The sequence below is a fragment of the Halococcus sediminicola genome (genome assembly GCF_000755245.1).
Taxonomy (GTDB): Archaea; Halobacteriota; Halobacteria; order Halobacteriales; family Halococcaceae; genus Halococcus; species Halococcus sediminicola.
The window spans coordinates 707,263-732,439 of the sequence record NZ_BBMP01000022.1 but is presented as its reverse complement, the minus strand read 5'-3'; the positions used below and the strand labels follow the sequence as shown (position 1 = coordinate 732,439).

The window sequence follows — 25,177 nt, the reverse complement described above, 5'->3', positions numbered from 1 at the left end:
ACGGAGTGGCAGTTCGTTCATAGCCGTTTCGTTTTCGACCGACACGCTTTCGCCCGGCGACGCGGGAGAGCCGACATGACCGACGCCCTCGATACGCTCCTCGCGGAGGTCCGTGAGCGCGTGACGCCCACCGCGGCGGAACGTACCCGCCTCGACGCCGCGACCGCCAGCCTCCGCGAGCGCGCCACAGCGGCCATCGAGGACCTCTCCGCCGAGGCCGACACCCGTCACGTCGGCTCGACTGCCCGCGGCACGTGGCTGCCCGGCGACCGCGACATCGACCTGTTCGTACGATTTCCCCCGGACCTCCCGCGCGAGAACCTCGAACGCCACGGTCTCGCCGTCGGCCACGCCGTGCTTCCCGACGGCCACGAAGAGTACGCCGAACACCCCTACGTCACTGGCGAGTTCGACGGATTCGGCGTCGATATCGTGCCCTGCTATCGCGTTTCGAGCGCGACCGCCATCCGCTCGGCGGTCGATCGCACGCCCTTCCACACCCGCTATCTCGAAACCCGGCTCGACGACGCGCTCGTGACGGAGGTCAGACTCACGAAACGCTTTCTCTCGGCCATCGACGTCTACGGCAGCGACCTCCGGACGAGGGGCTTTTCGGGCTACCTCACCGAACTCCTGACCCTCGAACACGGTGACTTTCGAAGTCTCGTCGGGGCGGCCGCCGACTGGCAGCCACCCGTTCGCTTCGACCCGGAGAGACACGGCAGCCGAACGTTCGACGACCCGCTCGTGATGGTCGACCCCACCGATCCCGAGCGCAACGTCGCGGCGGTGCTCTCGCCCACGAGCCTTGCGCGCTTCCAGCATCACGCACGCCGATTGCTCGCCGACCCCGCTGAGGACCACTTCGAGAGCGACGCGCCGACACCGCTGTCGGCCGCGGACGTGCGCCGGGAGATCGACCGCCGCGCCACGACGCCGGTCGCCGTCCGCTTCGACGCACCGGCCATCGTCGACGACCAGCTCTACCCCCAACTCGAAAAGTCGCTCACGGGTGTTCGCACCGCCCTCGACGAGCACGGTTTCGAGGTGCTTCGCTCGCGGGCGTTCGCCCGGGAGACGGGCGTGCTGTTCTACGAACTCGCCGTCGCCGATCTTCCAAGGGTCGAGCGCCACGTCGGGCCGCCGGTGAGCACGCGCGAGCACGCCGAGCGCTTCTACGAGACCTACGAAAACGCCGATTGCTACGGACCGTTCGTCGACGGCGAGCGCTACGTCGTCGAGCGCGACCGCGCGTTCCGCACCGCATACGCACTCCTCGACGACGGTCTCGACGGCGTGGCACTCGGCGTCGACGTCGAGCGCGCACTCGAAGACGGGTACTCGGTCCTCACGGCCGACGAGGTGGCCGCGCTCACCGAGGAGTTCGGCGACGAACTCGCCGACTACTTCGCACCCAGTCCGTGATCACGCTGTTTCTGCCTCGATTCGTCACTGATGCGCATCGAGCGTTCTCGGCGTCCGACGAGTGATCAGCACTCCTCGGTGACGGCCGCCGTTCGTTCGGCGTCCACAGTGACTATCTCACAGGATGTATCGCAGCCACATTCGACGAGATCGACTGCCGTCTCCAGTTCCCGAAGCACCGCGACGAACCGCCGTCCGGCAGGGGTGAGTTCGTACCGCGTCATGGGCGGCGACGTCGCCTCGACGTGACGCTCGACGAGACCGTGACAGCGGAGTTCGGTCAGACGCTCGGAGAGCGTCTTGGCCGTCGGTCCGTCGAGTTCGCGGCGCATCTCGTTGAATCCTCGCGGTCCGTCGAAGAGCAGACGAAGGACGTGCATCGCCCACTTTCCGCTCAGCGCCCGGTGGAGACCGTGCCAGACGGCCAGCCACTCCGTCGGTTCTTCGGCGCGCTCCGACGACTCGGCGACGGCGCGTTCGGGCTGGGGTTCGTCCATACCATCCCTCCGTGACGCCGACACCTGAATCCTCGCGCCCGGTTCATTCGGAAACCTCGTTTTCATCGAGAAACTGAACTTTTTAAGCGATCGAAGCGCGTTCGTTCGAACGCGATGGCAGGGCAAAACTGCTGTAACGTCGATGTCGAATCGCTCGCCGACCAGTTCGAAACGACCGTCGAAGTCCCGATCAGCGTACTCCTCGGTGGCTGCTGTTGTTGTCGATGCTGTTGATTACGTTCCGTCGAGACCATGAGCCGTCCGCACGTCGTCGATGACCGACCGCATCCGGTCGTCAACCCCGCCGTTGGGTTCGACGGGGTCGTAGCCGTCGAAGACTTCGTTCACTTTCTTGATGCTCTCCGAGAGGGTTTCGAGACCGTAGCCGCCTTCGAGGACGAACCCGAGTCCCGCCCCGCAGCGCCCGGCGAGCGCGCGAACGCGGGCGGTCAGCACGCCGTACCCCTCCGTCGAGACTTTCATGCGCGAGATGGGGTCGTGTTCGTGGGCGTCGAAACCCGCGCTCACCAACAGGAGATCGGGGTCGAAGTCGGCGAGCAGCGGCGCGAAGGCGTCGTCGACGGCCGCGAGATAGGCCGCGTCGTCGCCGCCGGCCGGGAAAGCCAGGTTCGCCGTCGTCCCCTCGCCGTCGCCCGTGCCGGTCTCGCTCGCCTCGCCGGTACCCGGATACAGCCCGCGCTCGTGGATCGAACAGTAGAACACGTCGCCGCGCTCGGCGAAGATGTCCTGGGTGCCGTTGCCGTGGTGGACGTCCCAGTCGAGAATAGCGACCCGTTCGGCACCCGCGTCAAGCGCGGACTGAGCGGCGATGGCGGCGTTGTTGAGAAAGCAAAAGCCCATCGCGTCGTCGGCGACCGCGTGGTGGCCGGGCGGTCGTCCGATGGCAAAGGGCGTCCCGCGTCCGCCGGCACCGTCGAGCGCTTCGTGGGCGCTCCAGACGGCCTGTCCGGCGCTTTTGAGCGCCGCGTTCCACGTGGCCTCGACGGCCACCGTGTCGGGGTCCCACTGGCCGCCGCCGTCGGCACAGAACTCGCGGATCTCCTCGATGTAGTCGTCGTCGTGGACGGTACGAGCCTGTTCGGCGGTGACCGCGTCGGCCTCGACGTACTCGACGCCGTGGCGATGGGAGAGGGCCTGACGGATGGCGCGCAGGCGGTCGGGGCTCTCGGGATGGCGCGGGCCGGGGTCGTGATCGAGACAGTCGCTCGAATAGCCGAACCTCATCCGAACGCCCCCACGACACTCACGCGACCGTCGATTCGAGTCACGACGCCTCCTCGTAGTACGGTTCGAGTTCGAAGTAGGTCTCGACGTCCGCGAGCGTGATCGTCCGCCGACCGGCATGACGGGCGAGGACAGCCGCGGCCGCCGCGACGTGCCCCGCATACCGTTCGAGGATGCCCGCGAGCGCGACCCGGGCGTCCATCGAGACGCGATAGCGCTCGTCGATGTCGAGCCTAGCGATGCGGTCGACGGGCGCGACCGGAAGCTCCGGGTCCGGTGATCGACTGCCGTCGAAATCCGCGACGCGCAGCGTCTTCCGGTCCTCGTCGGTCGCCCGCGTCGCGGCCTCGCTGGCGAGCCGTGCGCCACGCTGTTGGATCCGGCGTGCGAGTTCCTCGGTCGCCTCGCTACTCACGCGCAACGAGCCCGCGTGCCGCCGGATGATGGCGTCGACCGGGGCGAACGGGAGCTCGACACTCATGGCCATACGGGGGTCTGTTTCGCTCTTAAGCGTTTCCGTACCCTCGGGTCAGAACAGGTCCTCGGCGTCGAGTCGTCCCTCGGAGACCGGCCCGCGAGCGGTGAGTTCCTGGCCGAGATGAACATCCATACTCGTCTCGACGCGCATCGTCTCGCTGCCGTTGTCGAGCACGACCGGGTCGCCGGCCTGGACGACCGTCCCGGTGAACTCCGTCGACCCCCCGCTCGCCGCCTCGGTGTCGGTCCCGGCCGCCGCGTCCGCCCCGCTTTCGGCGTCGGATTCGGCGTTCGTGTCGTCGGTTTCGTCCGTGGCTCCGTCGCCGGCGAACGCAGCCAATCCCTCCGCCGAATCGCCGTCGCTTCCGTCCGTCGTCGTGGCTCCGCCGTCGATGGCGAACACGCTCGCGCGCCAACCCGCGGAGGCTTCGAGGTCGTCGCGCCAGCCGTCTTGGATCTCGACGTCCGTGAACTGGATCTCGTCGCCGGGGGCGATCTCCCGATCGGCTTTCTCGCCCCAGAGCGCCACGCGGATGTCGCCCGTGTCGTCCTGCAGGCGGACGTTCCTGACCTGTCCCTCCGAGCCGTCGTCGCGGTCGAAGGTGCGCTTCGGGTCCGCCGAGCGGACGACGCCGCCGATGTCGGTCGTCGTATCGATTGCTAGATTTTCGATGGGCGTCGTCTCGGGGACGTACTCGACGTCGGCGTCGACCGCTTCGAGCGTGCTGCGCGCGCTCAGGTGGACTTCGAGGTCGCCGTCGCGCTCGCGCACGTAGCCGTCGACGAGTTCGACGGTCGTGTCCGGATCGAGTTCCTCAACGCGCTCCGTTTGGTCGTCCCAGAGCGTCACCCGCACTCGTCCGGTTTCGTCGCCGAGCGTGAGGTTCGCCACCTTCCCTTCCGAGCCGTCGTCGCGCTCGAAGGTCCTGATGGTATCGGTGTCGAGGACCATCCCTGTGAGCGTGACGTCTGACTCGCCGAGCGTGAGCGCTTCGATGGTGTCCGCGCCGTCGAGGTCCACCTCGATGTCGACGTCAGCCGGTTCGGCCCGGTCGGCGCTGACCTCGATACCGTTGTACCCCTCGCGCGGGCGACCGGCGATCTTGAGCACGTCGCCGACTTCGAGTTCCTCGACGGCTCCCTCGGCGCGCTCGTCCCAGAAGGCGACTCGAACCCTTCCTGTTTCGTCAGCCACCTCGACGTTGACCACCTTCCCGTCCTCGTCCTCGCCGTCGCGCTCGAAGGTCCGAAGTTCGCCGATGCTGGTGACTTTCGCGGCGAACTTCGCCTCCTCCATGCCCGCCTCGACGTCCGCGACGCCCTCGATCTCGCCGTCCGAGAGTTCGTGGGCGATGAGCATCGCGGCGGTCTCCTCGTCGGCGAGACCGCCCATCTCCTCGACTTTCTGCTCGACGGCCTCGCGGAACTCCGTCTCGGGGACCTCGGCATCGAGGTCCGCGTAGATGTCCGCTATCGCACCCATTGACCGAATTCACACGCGGAGTCCGCTTAAGCGTTGTCGTCGCCGAGCAGTCGTCCGCCATCGGTCGGTTTTCCGCGATTTCTGATCGTGGTCGCACACCCGTAGATAGACTTCAGCCGCCGCGCTCGGCGGTCGTGACCGCCGTCCGACCGGACGCATCACGATGGACCACCGTCACCGATTCCGGTGGCGTTTCGAGCGTCATGGAGAGGCGGTACTCGATACCGACGAGCGCCTGCGAGCAGGCCGCGCCCGCGTCCGCATCGGTCTCGGTGGCGACGGTCGCTTCCAGCCCGGAGTCGGTCATCGTGATCCCATCGAGCACCGCCGTCTGACAGCCGTCAGAGCCGGTGATGGTGCCCGTGACGACGACGCGCGAGCCACCATCGGCGAAGCGCACGCTCGCCTCGTTGCCCGGCGAGGCGGACGTGCTCTCGACGGAGAACGACTGGCTCGTGACGCCCGCAACCCCAGTCGTGTCGGTCCCGGCGGTCGTCTCGGTCCCACGGTCCGTGCGCTCCGTGGCGGTCGGTGCGGCCGTTCCCGTCGGTTTCGGTTCGGTCCCCGGTCGCGGTTCCGTGCGGGCCGTCGACGTCCGTGTGGCCGCCGTGGTCGTCGCCCCGCGCGTCGCGCTCGGTTCGCCGGTGGGTTCGGCCGGCGTGGCCGTCCCGTCCGTGCTCGCCTCGTCGCCGGAACCGCCGAGACAGCCGGTGAGTGCGAGCGCGGCCGCCGTGAGCAGCGTGCGACGTTTCATATCACCACCCCGACCGGCGGAACTATGGCTCTTGTGGCCCGCGGGAGTGGCTCTCGCTGCGGGGCCGGAATCGTAACGGGTTTAACTGGATGGCGGCTATCGGAGAGTGAGTCCTGGTTGGGTAGTGGACTATCCTACTGGCCTGCGGAGCCGGTGACCGGAGTTCAAATCTCCGCCAGGACGCTCACTCATTTCGTTCGCGTCTTGGCGTGCCCTGCGGCTCACTGCGTTCGCGCAGGACTCCGCCAGGACTTTGACAGCGCACAAACGGCAAGCAGAGCGGTTCCACACCGCGTCGCCTCCCCGATTTCCGTCCCACGTGAAACGGCAAACGGTTTGACACAGCCCCGAGAATCGAGCACAGAACCCGTGAACGACGAAGCGAACACGAACAGCGGGACCCGACGCGAGACCGCAGGGCTACTCGTCGGCTTTTTCCTGCTCTCGATGGCCGCCGCGGCCTACGAGATCGCTCCGGCGAGCGTGCTCCCGGTCATCCAGGAGTCGCTCGGTCTCGGCGCGAGCGCGGCGGGTTGGCTCGTCAGCGTCATGTACGCGACGGCGGTCGTCACCAGCGTTCCCGTCGGCATCGCGCTCGACCGGTTTTCGGTGCGCCGAGCGGTCGTCTTCGGCACGCTCGCGCTCGTCGTCGCCGGCGTCTGGGGCTGGTATGCGGCCACCGCGGGGGCCTTTCTCTGGCTGCTCGCCTCGCGCGTGCTCGGGGGTCTCTCCTACGTCATCTTCTGGAACGCCGGCGCGAACAGCGTCGGCAGCGCCGTCGCGCCCGAGTACCGGGCGACCGCCGTCGGCGTGTTCACCGCGAGCGCCCCCGTTGGCTTCGCGCTCGGTCAGTTCGGCAGCCCGCTCGTCGAGAGCGTCGCCGGCTGGCCCGCGATCCTTCCCACCTACGCCGCCATCGGCGTCGCCGGCGTCGTCGTGTTCCTGCTCGCGACCCGAGAGCACGTCCCCGGCGTCGAGACGGACGCGCCCGACCGCACGGGACTGCTCGACCTGTTCACCGACAGCGGCGTCTGGACGGTCTGTGTGCTCTGCTTTCTCGCCTACTCGCTCTACCTGTTCGTCAACACGTGGCTGCCGAGCTACCTCGTCGACGGGTTCGGCATCTCGCTAGCGGCCAGCGGCCTGCTCACCGCACTCTTTCCGACCATCGGAGCCGTCGCCCGCTCGGCCAGCGGCGCGGTCTCCGAACGGCTCTTCGACGGGAAACGCCGCCCCGTCGCGGTCGCGTCGTTCGCCGTCGCCACGCCCGCCGTCGTCGCCTTCGCGCTCGTCTCGCGGCTCGAACTCGTCGTCGCGGCGCTGGTCGTCGTCGGCTTCGCCATCCAGCTCGTCACCGGCCTGCTCTTTTCCTATATCGCCGAGATCGTTCCCCCGACCGTGCGGACCACGGCCGTCTCGCTGCTGACGAGCATCGGACTGTTCGGCGCGTTCGCCGCCCCCATCGCCGGCGGCGCGATCATCGACAGTGCGGGCTACGCTCCGGCCTTCCTCGTCGCCGGCGGCGTCGCCGTCGTGGGAGTCGTGCTGGCACTACGCGCGCCCGAACCCGGTTGAAGGAAAATCAGGTCTCGATGTCCGCGCCGAGCACGTTCGCCTTGAGGTGGGTGATGGTCTCTTCGGCCGCTTCGCGCGAGTCGTAACCCGCAGGGCTGACCGCGAGCGTGTCGCCGTCGTCGCCGACGAGTCGCCAGCGCCAGTTTGCGCCGTCGTCCTCGTAGAGATCGAACGCCGCCTCGGTCGCCGACAGCGAGACGTCGATGGTCGCACCGCCCGGTCCGGGTACCTGTACCGTCTCAGGCGTCTCGACGTCCATTCCCTCGCCGGAACGTCGTTCCCGGAGCTTGTGTAGGCCCGCTTTCGCCCGATGACCGTAGTCGCCCGCCACGCTCGCGGCGCGCTGGAGTCGGTCCCTATCGACCAGCGACTGCTCGCCGTCGAGCACGCGGTCGACGCCGCGGTCGAGTGCTCGTTCGATGTCGCTACCGAGGACGTTCTCGCCGTCGCGGGCGAGCGCGACCTCGTAGCCGCGCCACTCGATGCCCTCCGCCGAACCTTCCTCACCGTCCAGCCCCTCGCGGCCGTACTCGACGGCGAGGAAGGCACCCTCCAGCCGGCCCCCGTCGGTGCTGTACGCGACGTGAAGGGTGGCGTTCGGACGAACGGTGAGCGTGTATTCGCGGTCGTGGTCGGTCATGCAGACGTTTCGACGGCGGCGCTTATCAGTGTTCATCCGGCGCTCGCAACCACCGTGGCCCGTGGTATTTATTTCCGTGCCATGCAGTGTCGATGTATGGACGCCAAAACCGGAATCGGCATCGTCGTCGTCGCGCTCGGTGTCGTCGCCATCGCCGCCGTGGCCGTGCTCGAACCGGCCGCGACGTGTACGCGGACGGGCGAAGCGATCGGTGGACTGAGTCAGGTACAGTTCGTCGAACTCGCGGATGGAGCGGTCGTCTACAGCCGCGACGGCGGCGCGAGCATCTGCTCGATTCCGACGACCGTGCTCGCGGTACCGGGTGGGTTCGTCCTCGCCGGCGTCGGACTGTTCGTCCTCGGCTCCTAGCGCTCGCGGCGCTCGTAGAGTACCAGCCCGACCATCGACATGACCTCGTCCCCGTCGACGAGCGTCGTGGTCCGACTCCTCACGAGCCCCAACTCCTCGTTCCACGGCTCGGTGTCGATGACTTCGGTGTGCACGGTCAGGGTGTCGCCGGGACGCACGGGACTGGGCCAGCGCAGTTCGTCGACGCCGAGTGCGCCCGTGGCCGCCAAGTCGGTGAAGACGTTCGTGACGAGCAGTTCCATCGTCATCGCGGCGGTGTGCCAGCCGCTGGCGATGAGTCCCCCGAAAAGGGAGTCGGCGGCGGCCGTCTCGTCAGTGTGGAACGGCTGTGGGTCGTAGCGCTCGGCGAACTCCAGGATCTCCTCGCGTGTTACTTCGCGCTCGCCGAACGTTCGTGTCTCGCCGACCTCGACGTCCTCGAAGTGTTCGCGGGCCATGCTTCCAGTCCCGTCCGCCGGCCCATAGCCGTTCCCCCGATCACCCTCTGCCGGGGTCGCCCGCAATGGCTTGCAACGCACCTATCCGTACAGGGACCCACCCCTCAAGTATGACCGACGACCTCGACATGGAGTCGCTGACGCGCCGCGAGCAGGCGGCCCTCAAGCGAACCAGAAGGATGGCACGACTGCTCGACGAGGCAGTCGAGATCCCCATCATCAACTACCGCGTCGGTCTCGATCCACTGCTCAGCATCGCCCCGGTCTCGGGCGACGCCGCCGGCGCGGTGCTGTCGCTGTACATCGTCGCCGAGGCCGCCCGGCTCAGTGTCCCTCCCAAGACGACACTCAAGATGATGCTGAACGTCGCCCTCGATACAATCGCCGGGGGCGTGCCGGTGCTCGGCACGCTCGTCGACGCCGTCTGGAAGGCGAACAAGCGCAACGTCGCGCTGCTCGAAGACCACCTCGCCGACCGCGAGGACATCGCCTGAGTCGCCCGGCCGTCGAATCGGACCCCCATGAGAGCACATCTCCGTGCCGGCATCGCCATCTACAACGCCGGCAACTACCACGCCGCCCACGACGCATGGGAAGAGCGCTGGCTCGACCTCGCGGGCAACGACGAACGATTCCTCCACGGACTTATCCAGTTCACCGCGGCGGTCCACCACGCACAGAATCGCAACTGGGTCGGCGCTACTGGTCTTGCCGAGAGCGCCCGCGAGTACCTCACACCGCTTCCTTCCCCCTATCGCGGCGTCGACATCGCTTCGGTGCGAACGTCTCTCGCCGCGCTCCGAGCGGACCCCGAGCGCATCGAGCGCGCACCACCTCCTCGACTCACCCACGAGGGGCGCGCGCTCGGACTCGCCGACCTCGATTTCGACGCGAGCGCAGTCGCCGCCGCGGTGTTCGCCGAAACGGGCGAGTACGACGAAGCGATGGTCGAGCGCGCGGTCGAATACGCCCGCGCCGACCTCGACGCCGACCGAGAGACGAGTCCGTTCGTCACGCTCGTGATGGACTTCGCGCGCGGCGGGAATCGCGCTATCGTCCACCAGCGCCTCGCCGAACACACCGACCGGCGAGCAGCGCGCGAGCGCGACGTCGACGGACTGTTCGAGGCGTCTTGATTCCCTCACGGCATCCACTTTTGGCTGGGTAGACGTACCGAGAAGTCCGTTCGTAGAAACAGTTAATATCTATAATGGCAATCGTTCCCTTGGATTATGTCCACAACCACCAAAGCGGTCGGCGGCGGAACCGACACCGAACACGCCCTCGGCAGGCGCGGCGTCCTCCGGGCACTCGGGATGGGTGCTGGCATCGCGGCGTTCAGCGGCCTCGGCCGCGCACACGGCAACGATGGGGGCGGCGGGGACGGGCCGATTCCGGCCGAACGCCTCGCCCTCGACAACCCGCTCATCTCGGGTCACGAGGTCCACCCCGTCTATGGCTTTTCCTCGCAGACGGCGCGGGTCGCCCCGCCCGTCGAACCCGACCACGAAGTGCAGGCACTGATTCGCCCGCACGAGGACGTCCCGATTCCGGAGTTCTACTTCGAACCCACTGGCCTGTTCGTCGAACCGGGCGAGACGGTGAAGTTCACGATGGCGACGCCCCATCACAACGTGGTGGCCTATCACCCACAGTTCGGGTTCCAACGACGGGTCCCACAACTGGTGCCGCCGTTTTCGGGGCCGATGCTGCCGGCGGGCGGCTACTGGCTGTACACCTTCGAGAAACCGGGCGTCTACGAGATGAACTGTGCGCCCCACGAATATTTCGGGATGGTCATGCGCATCGTCGTCGGCGAGGTGAGCGGTCCCGCGGCCGAGCCGCTGCCCGACCTCTGTGCCGCTCCCGCCGAGGACGCCGGCACCGAGGAGGCCCACGCAGGACCGGAACTCCGTCTCCCGGAACTCACCGCCTACACCGTGCTCAGTGATTCGGCGCTCGATCCCGAGCACATCGTCGAACGAGGGCGCGTCGACTGGGACGAACTGGCTCCCGATAGCAAGCGGCTGTTCCTCCAGCCGGTCGGCTTCCCGCCGTGTGCCGAGTAACGCCGTCACACCCAGTTGATTTCGCGGTCTAGTACTCTGCGGAGTTGTCCTGCGGGTTGTAGCCGAGCACCTCGCGGGCGCGCTCCAGCGAGTAGTATTTCCGGTCGTTGTCCGAGATGCCGTAGACGATCTCGTAGTCGTACTCGGCCTCGATGGCGCGCTCGAAGAGGTGCGCACAGTCCCGGTAGGAGAGCCACATCGCCTGTCCGCGCTCGTAGCCTTCGGGCGGGTGATTTTTCGTGAGGTTGCCGATACGAAGACAGACGACGCTCATCCCGTACTCGTCGTGATAGTACCGACAGAGGGTCTCGGCGGCGGCCTTGCTCACGCCGTAGAGGTTGCTCGGACGCGGGAGTTCGCTGCCGTCGAGGCGGAAGTCGTCGTTCGAGCGGTAGAGGTCAGGCGTTCGCTCGTCGGTCTCGTACCCACCGACGGCGTGGTTCGAGGAGGCGAAGACGAACTTCTCGACGCCGGCGCTCGCGGCCGCTTCGAGCACGGAGTGGGTGCCGTCGATGTTGTTTTCGAGCACGCTGTCCCACGGCGCTTCGGGCCGGGGGTCGCCGGCGAGATGGACCACGACGTCGACGTCGGCCATCGCCTCGACCATCGCCTCCTCGTCGGTGATGTCCGCGACGAGATAGATATGCTCTGAGTCGGGGGTCGGCGGTTCGCGGTCGACCAGTCGCCAGTCGTAGGCATCGCCGAGCCGGCCAACGATCGCGCGACCGACGCGCCCGGACGCGCCGGTGAGTAGTACCGTCGGCTCCTGTGGCCTCCCCGCCATTCGAGTGGAAATCGGGAAGGGATCGGTAAGTACCGTGCGGTTTTCTTAGGCCAGTCGGGCGAACGCCAGCGTCCCGCTGATGTTCTCGATGTAGATGTTCACGACGTCGCCCTCCTGTGCGCCGGGCACGAAAATGGTGTACTTGCCCTGCTCGGCCACGCCGTCGCCCTTGCGACCCGTGCCCGTGATCTTCACCTCGTAGGTGCGGCCCTCCTCGACGTCGGGGCGCTGTTTGGTCTCTTGGGAGCCGGTGTTCTTCTCGACGGGGCGGAACGCGCCACAGGCCTCACAGCGCAGCATCTGGGTTCGTCCCTCCATCTCCAGTCGGGTATCCGGGAGTCCGCACTCCGAGCAGATGACGAACTCCTCGCTGTAACTGTCGATGGCCGCGTCGAAGTCCGACCCCGAAAACGAGCCGTTGTAGCGCGCGCGGTCGCCAGTGAACTGGCCGTTGGTGCCGAGTTCGCGCTGGATGACCCGGTGGAGGTGCTCGGGGTCGCGCGAGAGCGCGTCGGCGACGCTGCCGAGATTGGTCAAGCGGGTGAACGCGCCGTCCTTCTGGGCCTGTGCATCGGGGACGTCGAGGCGCGAATCGCCCGTGTCGAGGTCGGGAACCGAGTCCATCGCCCGGTCAAGGCTGGCTTCGTAATCCATAGGGGAACTGGACCATCCGCACCTAAATGGATTCCGTGAGAGACCGCGACAGGCCCGCTGTCGTCCGTCGCCCTCGTTCCTCGAAGCACCACCCCAAATCGAACGCGGTGGCGCGCGGGAACGCGCGGAGCGCGTGACTCGCGCGAGGGATGAGCGACGCGAACGGAGTGAGCGGAGCGAATCGGTTGGAGAGGTGCGTGGGCGGGGTGGTTGCGGTCTCTCGTTTGAGTCAGCCGTCGTCACCGAGATAGTACATCATGAGTCGAATTTCATCGGCGAACAGCTGTACCTGCTCGATTGCCAGCGCATTTGTTCGACCACTCCAAAATCGTGCTCATGAGTGATTCCAAGAGCAATGATACAGAGCCAACGGGGGCCGAAATCGCGTGTTTCGAGGTGGGTATCAAGTTCGGCTCGCTGTACCACCAGTTCGCCGGCACGCCAGTCAGCCCCGACAGCGCGGACAGTCTGGCCCATGCGATGGAAGCGGCTATCGAGAATCAACCCCACTGCGAGTCCGTCACCGTCGAGATGGACGACGACGCGCTCGCCGCGGCCGCCGACGGCGACTACACCGAACTCACCGGCCGATTCATGACCGTGAAAATCGTCGTCGTGCGCGAAGGGCGCACCGTCACCGCACGGATGGCGATGGACGACGGTTACCCGCTGATGGAAGTCGAGTCGGTCGAGAAAGGGTGAGAGTGCGTTAGCTACCGGACCCAGCACTTCCCGTTTCCGTGATTCGTGCCTCGTATTTTTCGAGCGCTTCGTCGAGAGCATCGCCAGCATCGACATCAAGTGCGTCGGCAACCGCGAGCAGCGAAAACAGGGCGTCGCCGATCTCGTCCGTTTCGACGTCGAGTTCGTCCGGTTTCGCACCGTAATCGGTTGAGTCGGTAGCATCCGCGGCGATTTCACCGACTTCGGCAGCTAGATCGAGAATTCGAAACGCCGGCTCGCCGTTCAGTTCGTACTCTTCAACGAACGCCGCGACTGCTCGTTGCTCTTCCATTTCGTCTTGTTTATCCTGGCGACGTGAAATGAGGATTTCGCTGAGGCGATAAATATCAGCTATCAGTTAGTAGCAGCGGTAGGCTGATATACTCTTCATACCCATTAATAGTATGTCACTTTACGCGGTCGAGAACATCGGTGATGCATACGAGGCGACGCGGGCGTTTCTCTTCCCGTTCTCGCTCCGTCGATGGCTCAAACTCGCGCTGGTCGTCTTCTTCGTTGGCGGCGCGAGCCTCGGATCGGGCTTTCAGGGCGGGTTCGAGTTCGACGCCCCGGTGAACCAGCCTATCGGTCCCGACGTCGGGCCAATCACGAGTCCCGTCACCGGACCGGCCGACGGCGCGGCTATCGGGCAGTTCCTGCCGGTGGTTCTCGGACTCGTGGCGCTCGTCCTCGTTCTCGCGCTCGCGTTCGCCGCGATCGGATCGGTGATGGAGTTCGTCCTCGTCGCCGCGCTGCGCGAGGAGACGGTCAGCATCAGACGACATTTTGGACGGTACTGGCAGAAGGGTCTCAGACTGCTCGGCTTCCGCGTCGGTCTCTGGCTGCTGACGGCCGCACTCGTGGCGGTCCCGGTTGCCGCGGTCGCGGTCGTCTTCGTCGGTCCGGACACGAGAATCGGCGGCGCGGCCATCGCGCTCGCGTTGCTCGTTCCGTTCGCCCTGCTGGTCGCCCTCGTGGCCGCGCTCGCCTACGGCTTCACGACGGTGTTCGCCGTCCCGATAATGCTCCTCGAGGACCGTGGTGTGCTGTCGGCGTGGCGGCGGCTCTGGCCGACGCTGCGCGGCCAGTGGAAGGAGTACCTCGCGTACGTCGTGCTCGAACTGATTCTCAGCATCGCGGTCGGTGTGGCCGTCGGGGTCCTCACGGCGCTCGCGCTCGTCGGACTCGCCATCCCCTTCGGGGCACTCGGCGCGCTGACCGTCGTCGCCGGCGGCGGGATGGCAAGCCTTTCGCCCGTCGCCATCGCGCTGTTGGCCGTCGGCGCGCTCGTCTTCGCCGCTCTGGCGATCGTTCTCACCGCGCTCGTGCAGGTCCCGGTCCTGACGTACTTCCGCTACTACGCGCTGTTCGTCCTCGGCGACACCGACGAATCACTCGACCTCGTTCCCGAGCGTCGCCGTCGTGTGCGCGAGACGAGGGACGACTCGTCCGCGACGGACGGTCGCCCGGCCGCCTGACGGTCCCATTCACTGCTCGCGCGACCGTTTCGGCGGTTTTCACTTTCGCTTTCGGGCGCGCTTTTAAACCCCGTGCGGCACAATACCAGCCATGAGCCAAGCGACGTTCGACGAGGACGACCTCTTCGACGAGGCCGCAGACGACATCCGGGCCGACGTGGACGAACACCTCGATGCGGCCGAAGGGGCGCTGCCCGACGGCGAAACCATCTGGACCGTCGAGGCCGAGAACACGCTCGGCGTCCTCAATTCGCTGCGCTCGGCGCTCGACACCGGCGACGCGGCCGGCCATCTCCGCGACGCGAAGAAATCGTACATGATGGGCGAGCGCGCCGACGTCTTTGCGGACGACGACGAGTTCGGCGCACGCATCGCGGCGCTCGAAGAGGTGATGGGCGACGTCGAGGCGGCCCACGAGCACGCCAGCGAGCTTGCGAGCACGGTCCCCGAACTCCGCGGGGCGCTCGACGATCTCCACGCGGCGGGAGAAAGCGAGGAGAACGACGAGGCCGGAGCGAGCGCCGATGCGGCCGACGGGAGCGAGGAAGCCGCCGAGTAGTCGGTGTACGGAATCAGGAAAGGTCGCGCTCTTCGACGGCGTCGAGGAGCGTCACGAGCGCCGCCGTCGCTTGCTCCAGCAACTCTTCACCGCGCTCTTCGGTGCCCTCGCTCGGGTCGCCCACCGCGCCGCTATCGGTGAACTCCGCCGAGTCGAACGCGAGGTTCGTCCCCGACACCCACTCGCCCCAGCCGTCGCTCGCGCCCGCTCTGGCTTCCTCGATGCGGTCGTCACGGACAAGGTCCGGATCGATGGCCCTGAGGAGGGCGGTCTCGACCGGCCCCCCGTGGCCCATCCCTGTTGCACCGATGGCGTCGAACCACGTGAACGGCACAGTGTATGCATCCTCGTGGCGGGTTACGTCCGCACAGACCTCCCGCAGCGCGCCGACGTTACCCCCATGCCCGTTGACGAGCACGATCCTGTTCCAACCATGCGACGCGAGGCTCGTGAGTACGTCGCGGACGTACCCCCGAAAGATATCCGGCGAGACCCAGAGCGTTCCCGAAAACCCGCGGTGTTCCTCGGCGATACCCACGGGGATTGCGGGCGCAACCACGATTTCTCGTCCGTTTTCCTCACGGACCTCGGCCGCGCTCGCCGCGACCGCTCCGGCAGTGAGGTGGTCGGTGCCGAGCGGGGCGTGCGGGCCGTGCTGTTCGGTGCTGCCCACGGGAAGGAGTGCGAGGTCCGTATCGAGGTCGTCGGCGTCGGTCCACGTCGCCTCGGTGAGATGCATACTCCGATGTGGAGTGATGGCGGCTTAAAGCAGGCACAACTGATTTGGGCGTGCTCCGCGCAGGCTGACGCATGGCTAACGGAGACGAGACGCGACAGCACGGCGTCGAGTTCGGCGATTTCGGCGACCGAATGGAATCGTTCGACTACCCCATCGACCACGACACGCTCGTCGCCGAGCACGGCGACGCCGAACTCGGGCTTCCCGACGGTAGCGCGACGCTCGAAGAGGTGCTCGCACCGCTTCAGGAAGAGGGCCAGACCTACCAGGACGCGGAGGAACTCGAAACGATGATCTTGAACACCGTCGGCGACGAGGCGGTCGGCCGCGAGGGCTACTCCGATAGGGGGACCTCGACCGAACCCGACAGCGACGACGAACAGTCGCTCTAGTCGCTCGTTCCGGCTTCGGTCTGGGCCTGTCGCTGAGTCGCGCGCTCGATGAACTCCTCGGGGAGTTCGTCGATCTCGCCGGCCTGGACGGCCCAGAGGTTCGCGTACAGGTCACCCAGTTCGAGCAGTTCGTCGTGGGTGCCGTGTTCTTTCACTCGACCGTCTTCGAGCACGACGATCTGGTCTGCGTCCTTGATCGTCGAGAGCCGGTGGGCGATGGAGAAGGTGGTGCGCTCTTCGGTCAGCCGGTCGAGGCTACGCTGGATGAGCATCTCGGTCTCGGTGTCCACGTCGGAAGTCGCCTCGTCAAGCACGAGGATCGCGGGGTCTTTGAGGATGGCCCGCGCGATGGTGATGCGCTGGCGCTGCCCTCCTGAAAGCTTGACACCGCGCTCACCGGCCATCGTGTCGTAGCCCTCGGGGAGGTTTCGAATGAACTCGTGGGCTTCGGCGGCCTTGGCCGCCTCGACGATCTCCTCGTCGGTCGCATCGAACGTGCCGTAGGCGATGTTCTCCTTGACGGTGCCGTAGAACAGGTATGAATCCTGACTCACGTAGCCGATGGACTGGCGCAGGCTCGACAGCGTCACGTCACCGATGGCCTGGCCGTCGATACGGATCTCGCCGTCGTCGACGTCGTACATCCGGAGCAGGAGCTTCAATACTGTCGATTTCCCCGCTCCAGTGGGACCGACGAGCGCGACCGTCTCCCCGCCCGGCACGTCGAAGGAGACGTCCTTGACCGTGTGCTCGTCGTCGTAGCCGAAGTTCACGTCGTCGTACTCGACGCGCCCCGCAGAAACGGAGAGGGCCTCGGCGTCGGGGTCCTGTGCGAGCCGGCTCGGCTCGTCCATCAGCCCGAAGATGCGCTCGGCGGAGGCACGGGCGCGCTGGTACATGTTGATGATCTGTCCGAACTGCGCCATCGGCCAGATGAATCGCTGTGTATAGAGGATGAACGTGGTGAACAGCCCCACGGAGAGGCTGCTCGTGAACGGACCGGGTGGGCCGTTGAGCACCCAGAGACCGCCGACGAGGAACGTGGCGACGAAACCGATGCCCGAGATGACCTGCAGAGTCGGGAAGAACTTGATACGGACTCTGATTGCGCCCCACTGGGCGTCGTAGTAGGCCTGCGAGACGTCGTCAACGCGGCCGGATTCGTAGTCCTCGGTGTTGGTCGATTTGATGACCTGAATCCCCCCGAGGTTGTTCTCCAGTCGGGAGTTCATCTCGCCGACCGACGAGCGCACCTCGGCGTATTTCGGCTGGATGATCTTGACGAACCAGTAGGTGAAGGCCCCGACGAGAGGAACGGGAATCAGCGCGATGAGCGCGAGTTGCCAGTTGGTGAGCAGCATGACAGTGGCGATGCCGACGACCATCGCCCCGAGGCGAAACAGCGAGTTCATCCCGCCGTTCAGAAACTGTTCGAGCCTGTTGACGTCGTTCGAGAGCACCGACATCATTTCGCCGGTTTGCTTGTCGGCGAAGAAGTCCATGTTCAGGCGCTGCATCTTGTCGTAGGTGTCGGTGCGGACCTGGTGCTGGACGTTTTGCGAGAAGGCGTTCCAGCCCCAGTTACGGCCGTAGTGGAAGATCGCCCCGCCGAAAAACGATACACAGATAAGTCCGATGACCAGCCAGAACTGCCCCATCGTCGTCTCGGGGATCCACGCCGCGGGGACGAGTCCGAGATTGAACGGACTGTCGCTCCGGAAGATGGAGTCGATGGCGATGCCGAGCAGCAATGGAGGAAGCAAGTCGAGCATCCGCGCGACCAGACTCGTCAGCGTGCCGACGGTAAAGGAGAAGGCGTTCTCGCGGCCGTATTCGGCAAACAGTCGCCGCATGGCGTTGTCGGTCCCTTCCCGTTGATCCTCGAAAGGGTCTTCATCTTCAAGAGAAATACTCATTGAACGAATAAAACGGGTACGCACCTAAAAGGCTTCCTCACCATGTGAAAGTACCGCATACGGCCGAATCGGGCCGTTCGCGACCGCTCACCCCGAGCGATCGATGGCGACCCGATGGCCGACGTGGATGCCGTGGCGCTCCATCCACCCACGGGGGACTTCGAGGACGTACTTGCCGGTCCCCGTGCGCCGGATGTCGTTGCCGTCCTCGTTCGGGCCGGGTGTGGGGGCGCTCTCGATGGCGTTGATGCGCCCGTCGGCACCGACGAACACGATGTCGAGCGGGTAGTCCATCCCGCGCATCACGTAGGTGTGTTCTCCCGATTCGTCGTAGGGAAAGAGCATTCCGGAGCCGTTCTGGAGGGCGGGGGTTTCGGAGAGCCCGACGACCTTCTGCTGGCGGCTGTCGGCGATGCGAACTTCAACCGTTCCCAGTACCTGTGAGCAGTTGTTCGTGACCGTGACCTCGGCACGGTCGTACTCGCCGGTGTCGAACAGCGTCGCTGGCGGCGGCACGACGCCGGTGGCGACGGCCGTCGTCAGCACCAGCGCGACGACGGCCAGCGCAAGCAGGACGTTGAGAACTCGGCCACGGTTCACAGGGGAGCATGGACGAGCGGGAGCCTAAACGTTCCGTCGGAGAGAAAAGGTTATTCGACACGCGGTGGTCCCTCCGACGGGGCTCGTGGTCTAGGTGGTTATGACGCGGCCTTTACAAGGCCGAGGTCGGTGGTTCGAATCCGCCCGAGCCCACTGGATTCTGCGACTTCGTCGGTCAACTGAGAAGGAAGACGACGACGAACCCCGCCGTGAACACCAGCACCGCAAACCCGAAAAGCGCCGCCAGCAGCTGGCCAGTCGTCATGGCCTCCGTTGTGACTGGAGCGCAAAACCCGTTTGGGGCGTGTCCGACCGGCGAAAGGGGTTTGACCCGTCATCGCAAAGCGAAAGACGATGATATCCGGCTCGAACTGTCCCGAATGCGGCGGTCACGTGCGGACCCAGGACGGACTCGGCTACGTCTGCACCGAGTGTGGGACCGAATTCGACGTGGCCGACCTCTTCGTTCACTGACCGGGCTTTCGAAATCCTTTTTCGTTCGGTCGGCATCCGTCGAGACGGGCCGCCTTAGCTCAGACTGGGAGAGCACTCGACTGAAGATCGAGCTGTCCCCGGTTCAAATCCGGGAGGCGGCATTCGTTCTACCACCGATACGTGGATGAGCGCAGCGACTCGAAAGAAAAAGTCGAGAAGACGAAAAAAAAGCAGTCCGGCCCGGAGTCGCGCTCAGTTCACTCGCGGTCGAAGCGGTCGAGGCTCATCACTTTGTGCCACGCATTCACGAAGTCACCGACGAACTTCTCCTCGCCGTCGTCGGCTCCGTAGATCTCGGCGATGGCTCGCAGCCGGGCGTTCGACCCGAAGATGAGGTCGGTGCGGCTTCCTTTCCATTCGAGGTCGCCCGTCTCGCGGTCGCGACCTTCGAACACCTCCTCGTCCTCCGAGACGGGTTCCCATTCGATGTCCATGCCGAGCAGATTGGCGAAGAAGTCGTTGGTCAGCGTTCCCGGTCGGTCGGTGAGGATGCCGAGGTCCGTGTTCCCGTGGTTCGCGCCGAGCGCCCGCATGCCGCCGACCAGCACCGTCATCTCCGAGGGCGTCAGGTTCATCAGTTCGGCTCTGTCGACCAGCATCTCCTCGGCCGGTCGGTCGGCCTCCGCACCACGATAGTTCCGGAACCCGTCCGCTTCGGGTCTGAGCGCCTCGAAGGACTCGACGTCGGTCCACTCCTGTGAGGCGTCGGTCCGGCCAGGTTCGAACGGCACATGGATATCGTGCCCAGCATCGGCCGCCGCCTGCTCGATGGCCGCAGTCCCTCCCAAGACGATGAGGTCGGCGAGCGAGACCTGCGTTCCGTCCGAGCGCGAGTCGTTGAACGCCGTTTTGATCTCGTCGAGGGTGTCGAGCACGGTCGTCAGTTCCTCGGGGTCGTTCGCTTCCCAGTCGCGCTGGGGTCGGAGGCGGAGTCGGGCACCGTTTGCGCCGCCGCGCTTGTCGCTGTCGCGGTAGGTCGATGCCGACGCCCACGCGGTCTTGACCAGTTCGGGGATCGAGAGGTCGGAATCGAGGATGTCCCGTTTGAGTGTCTCGATGGCCTCGTCGTCGACCGTCTCGTAGTCGGCGTCGGGGATGGGATCCTGCCACAGCATCGCCTCGTCGGGGACCTCCGGGCCGAGAAAGCGCGTCGGCGGACCCATGTCGCGGTGGATCAGCTTGTACCACGCCTTGGCGAAGGCCTCCTGGAAGAACTGGGGATCCTCTTGGAAGCGTTCGAGGATTTCCCGGTAGTCGGGGTCGTCCTTCAAGGCGACGTCCGTCGTCAGCATCATCGGGTCGACGTTCGCCTCCGAATCATGGGCATCGGGCACGCTTTCTTCGAGTTCGCCGTCGGCGGGCGTCCACTGCCACGCGCCGCCAGGACCCTTCTCGGCCTCCCACTCGTAGTCGAGCAGGTTGTCGAGATAGCCCATGTCCCAGTTGATCGGCGCACTGGTCCACGGTCCCTCGATGCCGCTGGTGATGGTGTCGGCTCCCTTCCCCGATTCGTGGTCGTTCGCCCAGCCGAGTCCCTGCGATTCGATGGGGGCTGCCTCGGGTTCGGGACCGAGGTTCGTCGGCTCGTCGGCGCCGTGGACTTTGCCAAAGGTATGACCGCCGGCGATGAGCGCCGCGGTCTCCTCGTCGTTCATCGCCATCTCGCCGAACGTCTGGCGGATGTTGTGCGCCGACCCCTCCAGATCGGGTTCGCCGTACGGCCCTTCGGGATTCACGTAGATGAGACCCATGACGGAGTTGCCGAGCGGGTTCCTGAGGTCGCCGTCCTCGTCGAAGCGCTCGGGCGAGGTCGTCTCCATCTCGTCTTCGGGCCCCCAGTTGACGGCCTCGTCGGGCTGGAAGGCGTCTTCGCGGCCGCCGGCGAAGCCGAACGTCTCGAAGCCCATCGATTCGAGGGCGACGTTGCCCGTGAGCACCAGCAGATCGGCCCACGAGAGCTTGCGACCGTACTTCTCCTTGACCGGCCAGAGGAGTCGACGCGCCTTGTCGAGGTTCGCGTTGTCGGGCCAGCTATTCAGCGGTGCAAAGCGCTGGCCGGCGCGGTTGGCACCACCACGCCCGTCGGAGGTGCGATAGGTGCCGGCGCTGTGCCACGCCATCCGAATCATCAGCGGTCCGTAGTGGCCGTAGTCGGCCGGCCACCAGTCCTGCGAGGTCGTCAGTGTCTCCTCGATGTCGGCTTTCACCGCGTCGAGATCGAGCGACTCGAACGCCGCGGCGTAGTCGAACTCCTCGTCCATCGGTCCCGACCGGCGGGCGTTCCGGTCGAGGATTGCCAGATTCAACTGCGTCGGCCACCAGTCTCGGTTGGACTTACTCATCGTCGGTCGTTGCTGCTTTCGCGTGTTAAGACTGTTTCATTCGGCAAGGCCTCGTCCCCGTGGTCCGACAGTTCGGCACCTCGTGAGACCACCCCGCGGGACGGCCACCGACGTCGCTCGATCTCGGATGGCTCGACGTTCGATCCGGTGTCGGGTGATGGCAGAGTGCGGTCCGACGGCCAGATGGATGGATCTCAGTCGGCGGTCGATACTGACCGACGGAGTGCCGCGGGCGGCCCGCCGGCCAACCGCTCGCGGTCGTGGTCGGCACCGAAGTCGTGGTCCGGCCCGACGGCGACGATGCCTTTCGGGTTGACGTCGGTGTGCGTCTCGTAGTAGTGCTCCGTGATGTGGTCCATCCACACCGTGTCGGCCACGCCGGACAATTGATAGAGTTCTTTCAGGTAGTTCCAGAGATTCGGGTACTCGGCGATCTTTCGGACGTTACACTTGAAATGGGTATGATAGACGTCGTCGAAGCGAACGAGCGTCGTGAACATGGCGACGTCGGCCTCGGTGAGGACCTCCCCACAGAGGTAGCGCTGGTCGTCGAGGACCCCTTCCCAGTGGTCGAGCGCGTCGAAGAGGTCCCCCACAGCCCCCTCGTAGGCGTCCTGCGTGTCCGCGAAACCAGCGCGATAGACGCCGTTGTTGATCGGTTCGTAGATGGCGTCGATGGTCTCGTCGATTTTCTCCCGGTGGCCCTCGGGGTAGAGCGTCGCGTCGTTCGCGTACTCGTCGAAGGCCGTATCGAGCATCCGCATGATCTCTTCGGACTCGTTGTTGACGACGGTCTCTTTTTCCTTATCCCAGAGCACGGGAACGGTCACGCGACCCGTGAAGTCGGGGTCGGCCGCGACGTAGGTCTCTCGGAGGTAGTCGAAGCCGTTCTGCGAGTCGGCGGTCGCGCCCTCGCGCGTGGGCGTGAACTGCCAGCCGTCCTCGTCGCGGTAGGGATCGACGACGTCGACCGAGATCACGTCGTCGAGACCGCGCAGCGCGCGCGTCACGAGCGTTCGATGGGCCCACGGACAGGCATAGGAGACGTAGAGGTGGTAGCGGCCCGCCTCGGCGGGGAATTTTGCGTCCGGATCCGCCTCGACCCAATCCCGGAAACTGGTCTCCTGTCTGTCGAATTCGCCGTCGTCGTTCGTCGTTTCGTAGGCATCGGTCCGCCACTCGCCGTCGACGAGTTGGTTCACACAGGACAGAGGGCTCTCATCCCTAAAGCCCCGTCGCGGGCGTGTGTGGACGGCACACGGTGGCTTCGAAGGGTTTATTCGCGCCCTCGGCGTCGTCTCTCCCACTATGGCCGACAAACCCGCCTCGATGTATCGGGAAATATCCAAACCCGCATACACCCGCAAGGAGTACATCACCGGGATTCCCGGCTCGAAGATCGCCCAGCACAAGATGGGCGACGTGCGCGCGGATCCCGAGGAGTTCCCCGTCCAGATCAGCCTCGCCGTCGAGGAGGAGATCCAGATCCGCCACGGCGCGCTCGAATCCTCGCGCCTGTCGGCGAACCGCCACCTGCTCAAGAGCCTCGGCGAGGGCAACTACAAGATGATCCTCCGGAAGTTCCCGCATCACGTCCTCAGAGAAAACAAACAGGCGACCGGCGCGGGCGCGGACCGCGTTTCCGACGGCATGCGCCAGGCGTTCGGCAAACCCGTGGGCACGGCCGCCCGCGTCGGTGCCGGCGAGCGCATCTTCACCATCTGGTGTGACGTCGACCAAGCCGACGTCGCCAAGGAGGCGCTCCGGCGTGCGTACAACAAGATCGGCTCGCCCTGTGATATTACCGTCGAGCGCGGCGACGAACTGCTCGTCCGATAACACACTCGAAGGCTTTTCGCGCCGGCGGTTCTCGACGTCTCATGCTCAGTCTCGCCGTCGCCACCCGAAAGGAGAGTTTCGAGCGGATGGGCGGCCCGCTCGCCGAGCGCGACATCGACGTTCGGCACGTCCAAACCGACGAGCGGACCGTCCCGCTCACCGACCCCGGCGAGGAGTGGGCGGGCTTCGACGTCGGCTTCGTCCATCCCTCACGCCTTATGGAAGGTGGCGTCGCCGACGCACTGCTTGACGTGCCGTGGATCAACGACCGTGACGCAATCTTGACCTCACGAAACAAGGCCGGTGTCATCGCCCGTCTCGCTCGTGCTGAGATTCCAGTACCGAAGACGGTCCTGGTGTCGAACCCCGTCGACGAGACCGAACTGATTGACGCTTTCTCCCGGTTCGACCCGCCAGTGGTGGTGAAGCCGAACTCCACGACGCGGGGCACGGGCGTGGTGAAGGTCGCCGACCGCGATTCCTTTCTCGGCGTGGCGGACTATCTAGGTCTCATCCATCGGAACCCGGCGACCGGCGACCGCTCGTTTCTCGTCCAGGAGTTCGTCCCTACGGCGACCGACTACCGCGCGATGTGCATCGACGGCCGCTGTGTCGGCGCGGTCGAACGCCGACTGCCCGACTCCGTTCGCGCCGCGGGCGGATGGAAGCACAACGTCCACCGCGGGGCCGAGGCCACGGGCGTGGACCTTCCGGCGAGGCTTCGGGCGTTGGCCGAGCGCACGGCCGAGATCCTCGACATCCCGTGGCTCGGCGTGGATCTGCTCGTCGGTGACGAGCGCGCGGTGATCTCGGAGACCAACGCCCGCCCGACCATCGACGACGAGACGAAGTACGAACCCGGCTTCTACGACGACCTCGCGGCGCTCGTGCGTGCACAAGCGTGACTGCGGTGCGGTCGCCGTGCGGGCCGGCGGTGCTGGCGGTGTCGGCCGTGGCGAATCGACGAGATCATCCGAACGGCTACAGGCCGTTCGTGGCGACGAAAACAAGCGCCCCGACGGGTGCGACGGTGGGCTTCAGAGCGAGAGTTCGTTCTCCATCCCCTCGGTCGCCTCGTCGAGTCCGTCCCGAGTGACGTCGTCGGTGTGGGCGGCGAGGTCGGTGTCGAGATAGATCTCGTCGAACGCCTCGCGAAAGCGGTCGCCGACCGTGCGGCGGGCGGCCTGCGTTTCGGCGACCCGTCGGTAGTCCTCGACCGTGGACTCGGGCACGCCGAGATCGGCGGCGACCGTTGCGGCGTCGGCGTCGTCAAGGCGTTCGCGGAGCGCGCTCGGTTCGATGGGGGCGTCAGTGTCGCGCTCGCGGGCGAGGTGGAGGTCGAGACGGGCGCGCTCGACGGTTTCGGGCGATACGCCCAGCGCCTCGGCGATGGCGGCGTCGTCCTCTTCGCCGTAAAAGGCTGCGACGAGTTCGACCAGCCGCTCCACGTCGAGGTCGGTCGTGAGGTCGTAGCGCTCGTCCATCGCCTCGACGACCTCCCGCGTCCGCTCCTCGGGCGTGCCCTCACGCGCGAGCGAGCCGCGCGTGTCCTCCTGTCGTTCGGTCACGGTCGACTCGTCGGTGACGTCGATGAAGATGTCACGCAATGACTCCGTTTTCTCGTCCATCCGGGGACGGACCGTCTGACACCCGTCGATAAAAGCCTGCCGCCGGCGAGGGCCGGT

28 protein-coding genes and 3 tRNA genes are annotated in these 25,177 nt (G+C 66.0%); 15 read left to right on the top strand and 16 right to left on the bottom strand.

Annotation, left to right across the window (positions count from 1 at the left end; genetic code table 11):
- The first annotated feature begins 75 nt into the window (after positions 1-75).
- The gene (gene cca, locus ACP97_RS13050) at positions 76-1,425 is read left to right on the top strand and encodes a CCA tRNA nucleotidyltransferase (RefSeq protein WP_049998513.1); all 1,350 of its coding nucleotides are present in this window, start codon (positions 76-78) and stop codon (positions 1,423-1,425) included.
- 65 nt (positions 1,426-1,490) lie between these two features.
- Here the strand turns inward: cca and ACP97_RS13045 are convergent, their stop codons facing one another.
- From ACP97_RS13045 to ACP97_RS13025, 5 genes are all read right to left on the bottom strand, one after another.
- The gene (locus tag ACP97_RS13045; protein WP_049998231.1) at positions 1,491-1,922 is read right to left on the bottom strand and encodes a winged helix-turn-helix transcriptional regulator; all 432 of its coding nucleotides are present in this window, start codon (positions 1,920-1,922) and stop codon (positions 1,491-1,493) included.
- Between the two features lie 234 nt (positions 1,923-2,156).
- Positions 2,157-3,167: a histone deacetylase family protein gene (locus ACP97_RS13040; protein WP_049998230.1), complete on the bottom strand. Its 1,011-nt coding sequence runs from the start codon at positions 3,165-3,167 to the stop codon at positions 2,157-2,159.
- Between the two features lie 40 nt (positions 3,168-3,207).
- Positions 3,208-3,648: a histone gene (locus ACP97_RS13035; RefSeq protein WP_049998229.1), complete on the bottom strand. Its 441-nt coding sequence runs from the start codon at positions 3,646-3,648 to the stop codon at positions 3,208-3,210.
- Positions 3,649-3,696: 48 nt separating this feature from the next.
- A complete protein-coding gene (locus ACP97_RS13030; RefSeq protein WP_049998228.1) occupies positions 3,697-5,127 on the bottom strand; it encodes a single-stranded DNA binding protein in 1,431 nt (476 codons plus the stop codon).
- 112 nt (positions 5,128-5,239) lie between these two features.
- Positions 5,240-5,881: a hypothetical protein gene (locus tag ACP97_RS13025; RefSeq protein WP_049998227.1), complete on the bottom strand. Its 642-nt coding sequence runs from the start codon at positions 5,879-5,881 to the stop codon at positions 5,240-5,242.
- A gap of 110 nt (positions 5,882-5,991) precedes the next feature.
- Here ACP97_RS13025 and ACP97_RS13020 point away from each other — a divergent pair.
- Positions 5,992-6,064 (top strand) — tRNA-Arg (locus tag ACP97_RS13020).
- Positions 6,065-6,250: 186 nt separating this feature from the next.
- Positions 6,251-7,456 (top strand): MFS transporter, encoded by a 1,206-nt coding sequence (locus ACP97_RS13015; protein ID WP_049998226.1) that lies wholly within the window; start codon positions 6,251-6,253, stop codon positions 7,454-7,456.
- Positions 7,457-7,463: 7 nt separating this feature from the next.
- On the opposite strand, the gene ACP97_RS13010 is transcribed toward ACP97_RS13015, so the two are convergent.
- On the bottom strand, positions 7,464-8,096 hold the full coding sequence (locus ACP97_RS13010) for a YegP family protein (protein ID WP_049998225.1): 633 nt from the start codon (positions 8,094-8,096) through the stop codon (positions 7,464-7,466).
- A 96-nt stretch (positions 8,097-8,192) separates the two neighbouring features.
- Between ACP97_RS13010 and ACP97_RS13005 the strand changes: the two genes are divergently transcribed.
- Positions 8,193-8,465 carry a hypothetical protein gene (locus ACP97_RS13005; RefSeq protein ID WP_049998224.1) on the top strand — a complete coding sequence of 91 codons (273 nt, stop codon included), beginning with the start codon at positions 8,193-8,195 and terminating at the stop codon, positions 8,463-8,465.
- Here ACP97_RS13005 and ACP97_RS13000 read toward each other — a convergent pair.
- Positions 8,462-8,902, bottom strand: coding sequence for a MaoC family dehydratase (locus ACP97_RS13000; RefSeq protein WP_049998223.1), 441 nt, complete (start codon positions 8,900-8,902; stop codon positions 8,462-8,464). The genes ACP97_RS13005 and ACP97_RS13000 overlap by 4 nt on opposite strands.
- Positions 8,903-9,012: 110 nt before the next feature.
- On the opposite strand from ACP97_RS13000, the gene ACP97_RS12995 reads away from it, so the two are divergent.
- From ACP97_RS12995 to ACP97_RS12985, 3 genes are all read left to right on the top strand, one after another.
- Entirely contained in the window at positions 9,013-9,396 is a 384-nt protein-coding gene (locus tag ACP97_RS12995) for a DUF4112 domain-containing protein (RefSeq protein WP_049998222.1), read from the top strand.
- A gap of 27 nt (positions 9,397-9,423) precedes the next feature.
- Entirely contained in the window at positions 9,424-10,038 is a 615-nt protein-coding gene (locus ACP97_RS12990; protein WP_049998221.1) for a DUF309 domain-containing protein, read from the top strand.
- Between the two features lie 96 nt (positions 10,039-10,134).
- Positions 10,135-10,971, top strand: coding sequence for a cupredoxin domain-containing protein (locus ACP97_RS12985; RefSeq protein ID WP_049998220.1), 837 nt, complete (start codon positions 10,135-10,137; stop codon positions 10,969-10,971).
- 28 nt (positions 10,972-10,999) lie between these two features.
- Here ACP97_RS12985 and azf read toward each other — a convergent pair whose 3' ends face one another.
- Together azf and ACP97_RS12975 are read right to left on the bottom strand one after the other, a co-directional pair.
- Complete coding sequence (gene azf, locus ACP97_RS12980; protein WP_049998219.1) at positions 11,000-11,755, bottom strand: NAD-dependent glucose-6-phosphate dehydrogenase Azf; 756 nt, start codon at positions 11,753-11,755, stop codon at positions 11,000-11,002.
- Between the two features lie 45 nt (positions 11,756-11,800).
- The gene (locus ACP97_RS12975; protein WP_049998218.1) at positions 11,801-12,409 is read right to left on the bottom strand and encodes a translation initiation factor IF-2 subunit beta; all 609 of its coding nucleotides are present in this window, start codon (positions 12,407-12,409) and stop codon (positions 11,801-11,803) included.
- Between the two features lie 336 nt (positions 12,410-12,745).
- On the opposite strand from ACP97_RS12975, the gene ACP97_RS12970 reads away from it, so the two are divergent.
- A complete protein-coding gene (locus ACP97_RS12970) occupies positions 12,746-13,111 on the top strand; it encodes a dihydroneopterin aldolase family protein (RefSeq protein ID WP_049998217.1) in 366 nt (121 codons plus the stop codon).
- Between the two features lie 7 nt (positions 13,112-13,118).
- On the opposite strand, the gene ACP97_RS12965 is transcribed toward ACP97_RS12970, so the two are convergent.
- Entirely contained in the window at positions 13,119-13,424 is a 306-nt protein-coding gene (locus ACP97_RS12965; protein WP_049998216.1) for a MazG nucleotide pyrophosphohydrolase domain-containing protein, read from the bottom strand.
- 112 nt (positions 13,425-13,536) lie between these two features.
- Here ACP97_RS12965 and ACP97_RS12960 point away from each other — a divergent pair, with 112 nt between their 5' ends.
- Complete coding sequence (locus tag ACP97_RS12960; protein WP_049998215.1) at positions 13,537-14,610, top strand: DUF7544 domain-containing protein; 1,074 nt, start codon at positions 13,537-13,539, stop codon at positions 14,608-14,610.
- 91 nt (positions 14,611-14,701) lie between these two features.
- Complete coding sequence (locus ACP97_RS12955) at positions 14,702-15,169, top strand: DUF5790 family protein (RefSeq protein WP_049998214.1); 468 nt, start codon at positions 14,702-14,704, stop codon at positions 15,167-15,169.
- 13 nt (positions 15,170-15,182) lie between these two features.
- Here the strand turns inward: ACP97_RS12955 and ACP97_RS12950 are convergent, their stop codons facing one another.
- Positions 15,183-15,908 carry a creatininase family protein gene (locus tag ACP97_RS12950; RefSeq protein ID WP_049998213.1) on the bottom strand — a complete coding sequence of 242 codons (726 nt, stop codon included), beginning with the start codon at positions 15,906-15,908 and terminating at the stop codon, positions 15,183-15,185.
- Positions 15,909-15,979: 71 nt separating this feature from the next.
- Between ACP97_RS12950 and ACP97_RS12945 the strand changes: the two genes are divergently transcribed.
- Positions 15,980-16,300 carry a DUF5789 family protein gene (locus ACP97_RS12945; RefSeq protein WP_049998212.1) on the top strand — a complete coding sequence of 107 codons (321 nt, stop codon included), beginning with the start codon at positions 15,980-15,982 and terminating at the stop codon, positions 16,298-16,300.
- Here ACP97_RS12945 and ACP97_RS12940 read toward each other — a convergent pair.
- The gene (locus ACP97_RS12940; protein WP_049998211.1) at positions 16,297-18,216 is read right to left on the bottom strand and encodes an ABC transporter ATP-binding protein; all 1,920 of its coding nucleotides are present in this window, start codon (positions 18,214-18,216) and stop codon (positions 16,297-16,299) included. The two genes, ACP97_RS12945 and ACP97_RS12940, sit on opposite strands and share 4 nt — an antisense overlap.
- Before the next feature lie 87 nt (positions 18,217-18,303).
- Complete coding sequence (locus ACP97_RS12935; RefSeq protein WP_049998210.1) at positions 18,304-18,816, bottom strand: DUF192 domain-containing protein; 513 nt, start codon at positions 18,814-18,816, stop codon at positions 18,304-18,306.
- A 79-nt stretch (positions 18,817-18,895) separates the two neighbouring features.
- On the opposite strand from ACP97_RS12935, the gene ACP97_RS12930 reads away from it, so the two are divergent.
- Positions 18,896-18,969: transfer RNA gene (locus ACP97_RS12930), tRNA-Val, on the top strand.
- Between the two features lie 369 nt (positions 18,970-19,338).
- Positions 19,339-19,412 (top strand) — tRNA-Phe (locus ACP97_RS12925).
- A 96-nt stretch (positions 19,413-19,508) separates the two neighbouring features.
- Here the strand turns inward: ACP97_RS12925 and katG are convergent.
- Entirely contained in the window at positions 19,509-21,653 is a 2,145-nt protein-coding gene (gene katG / locus ACP97_RS12920; protein WP_049998209.1) for a catalase/peroxidase HPI, read from the bottom strand.
- A gap of 194 nt (positions 21,654-21,847) precedes the next feature.
- Complete coding sequence (locus tag ACP97_RS12915; protein ID WP_049998208.1) at positions 21,848-22,855, bottom strand: glutathione S-transferase family protein; 1,008 nt, start codon at positions 22,853-22,855, stop codon at positions 21,848-21,850.
- Positions 22,856-22,961: 106 nt separating this feature from the next.
- Between ACP97_RS12915 and ACP97_RS12910 the strand changes: the two genes are divergently transcribed.
- Both ACP97_RS12910 and ACP97_RS12905 read left to right on the top strand, forming a co-directional pair.
- Complete coding sequence (locus ACP97_RS12910) at positions 22,962-23,492, top strand: 50S ribosomal protein L16 (RefSeq protein ID WP_049998207.1); 531 nt, start codon at positions 22,962-22,964, stop codon at positions 23,490-23,492.
- Positions 23,493-23,533: 41 nt separating this feature from the next.
- Positions 23,534-24,397, top strand: coding sequence for an ATP-grasp domain-containing protein (locus ACP97_RS12905; protein ID WP_049998206.1), 864 nt, complete (start codon positions 23,534-23,536; stop codon positions 24,395-24,397).
- Between the two features lie 132 nt (positions 24,398-24,529).
- On the opposite strand, the gene ACP97_RS12900 is transcribed toward ACP97_RS12905, so the two are convergent.
- A complete protein-coding gene (locus tag ACP97_RS12900; protein ID WP_049998205.1) occupies positions 24,530-25,120 on the bottom strand; it encodes a hypothetical protein in 591 nt (196 codons plus the stop codon).
- Positions 25,121-25,177 lie beyond the last annotated feature (57 nt).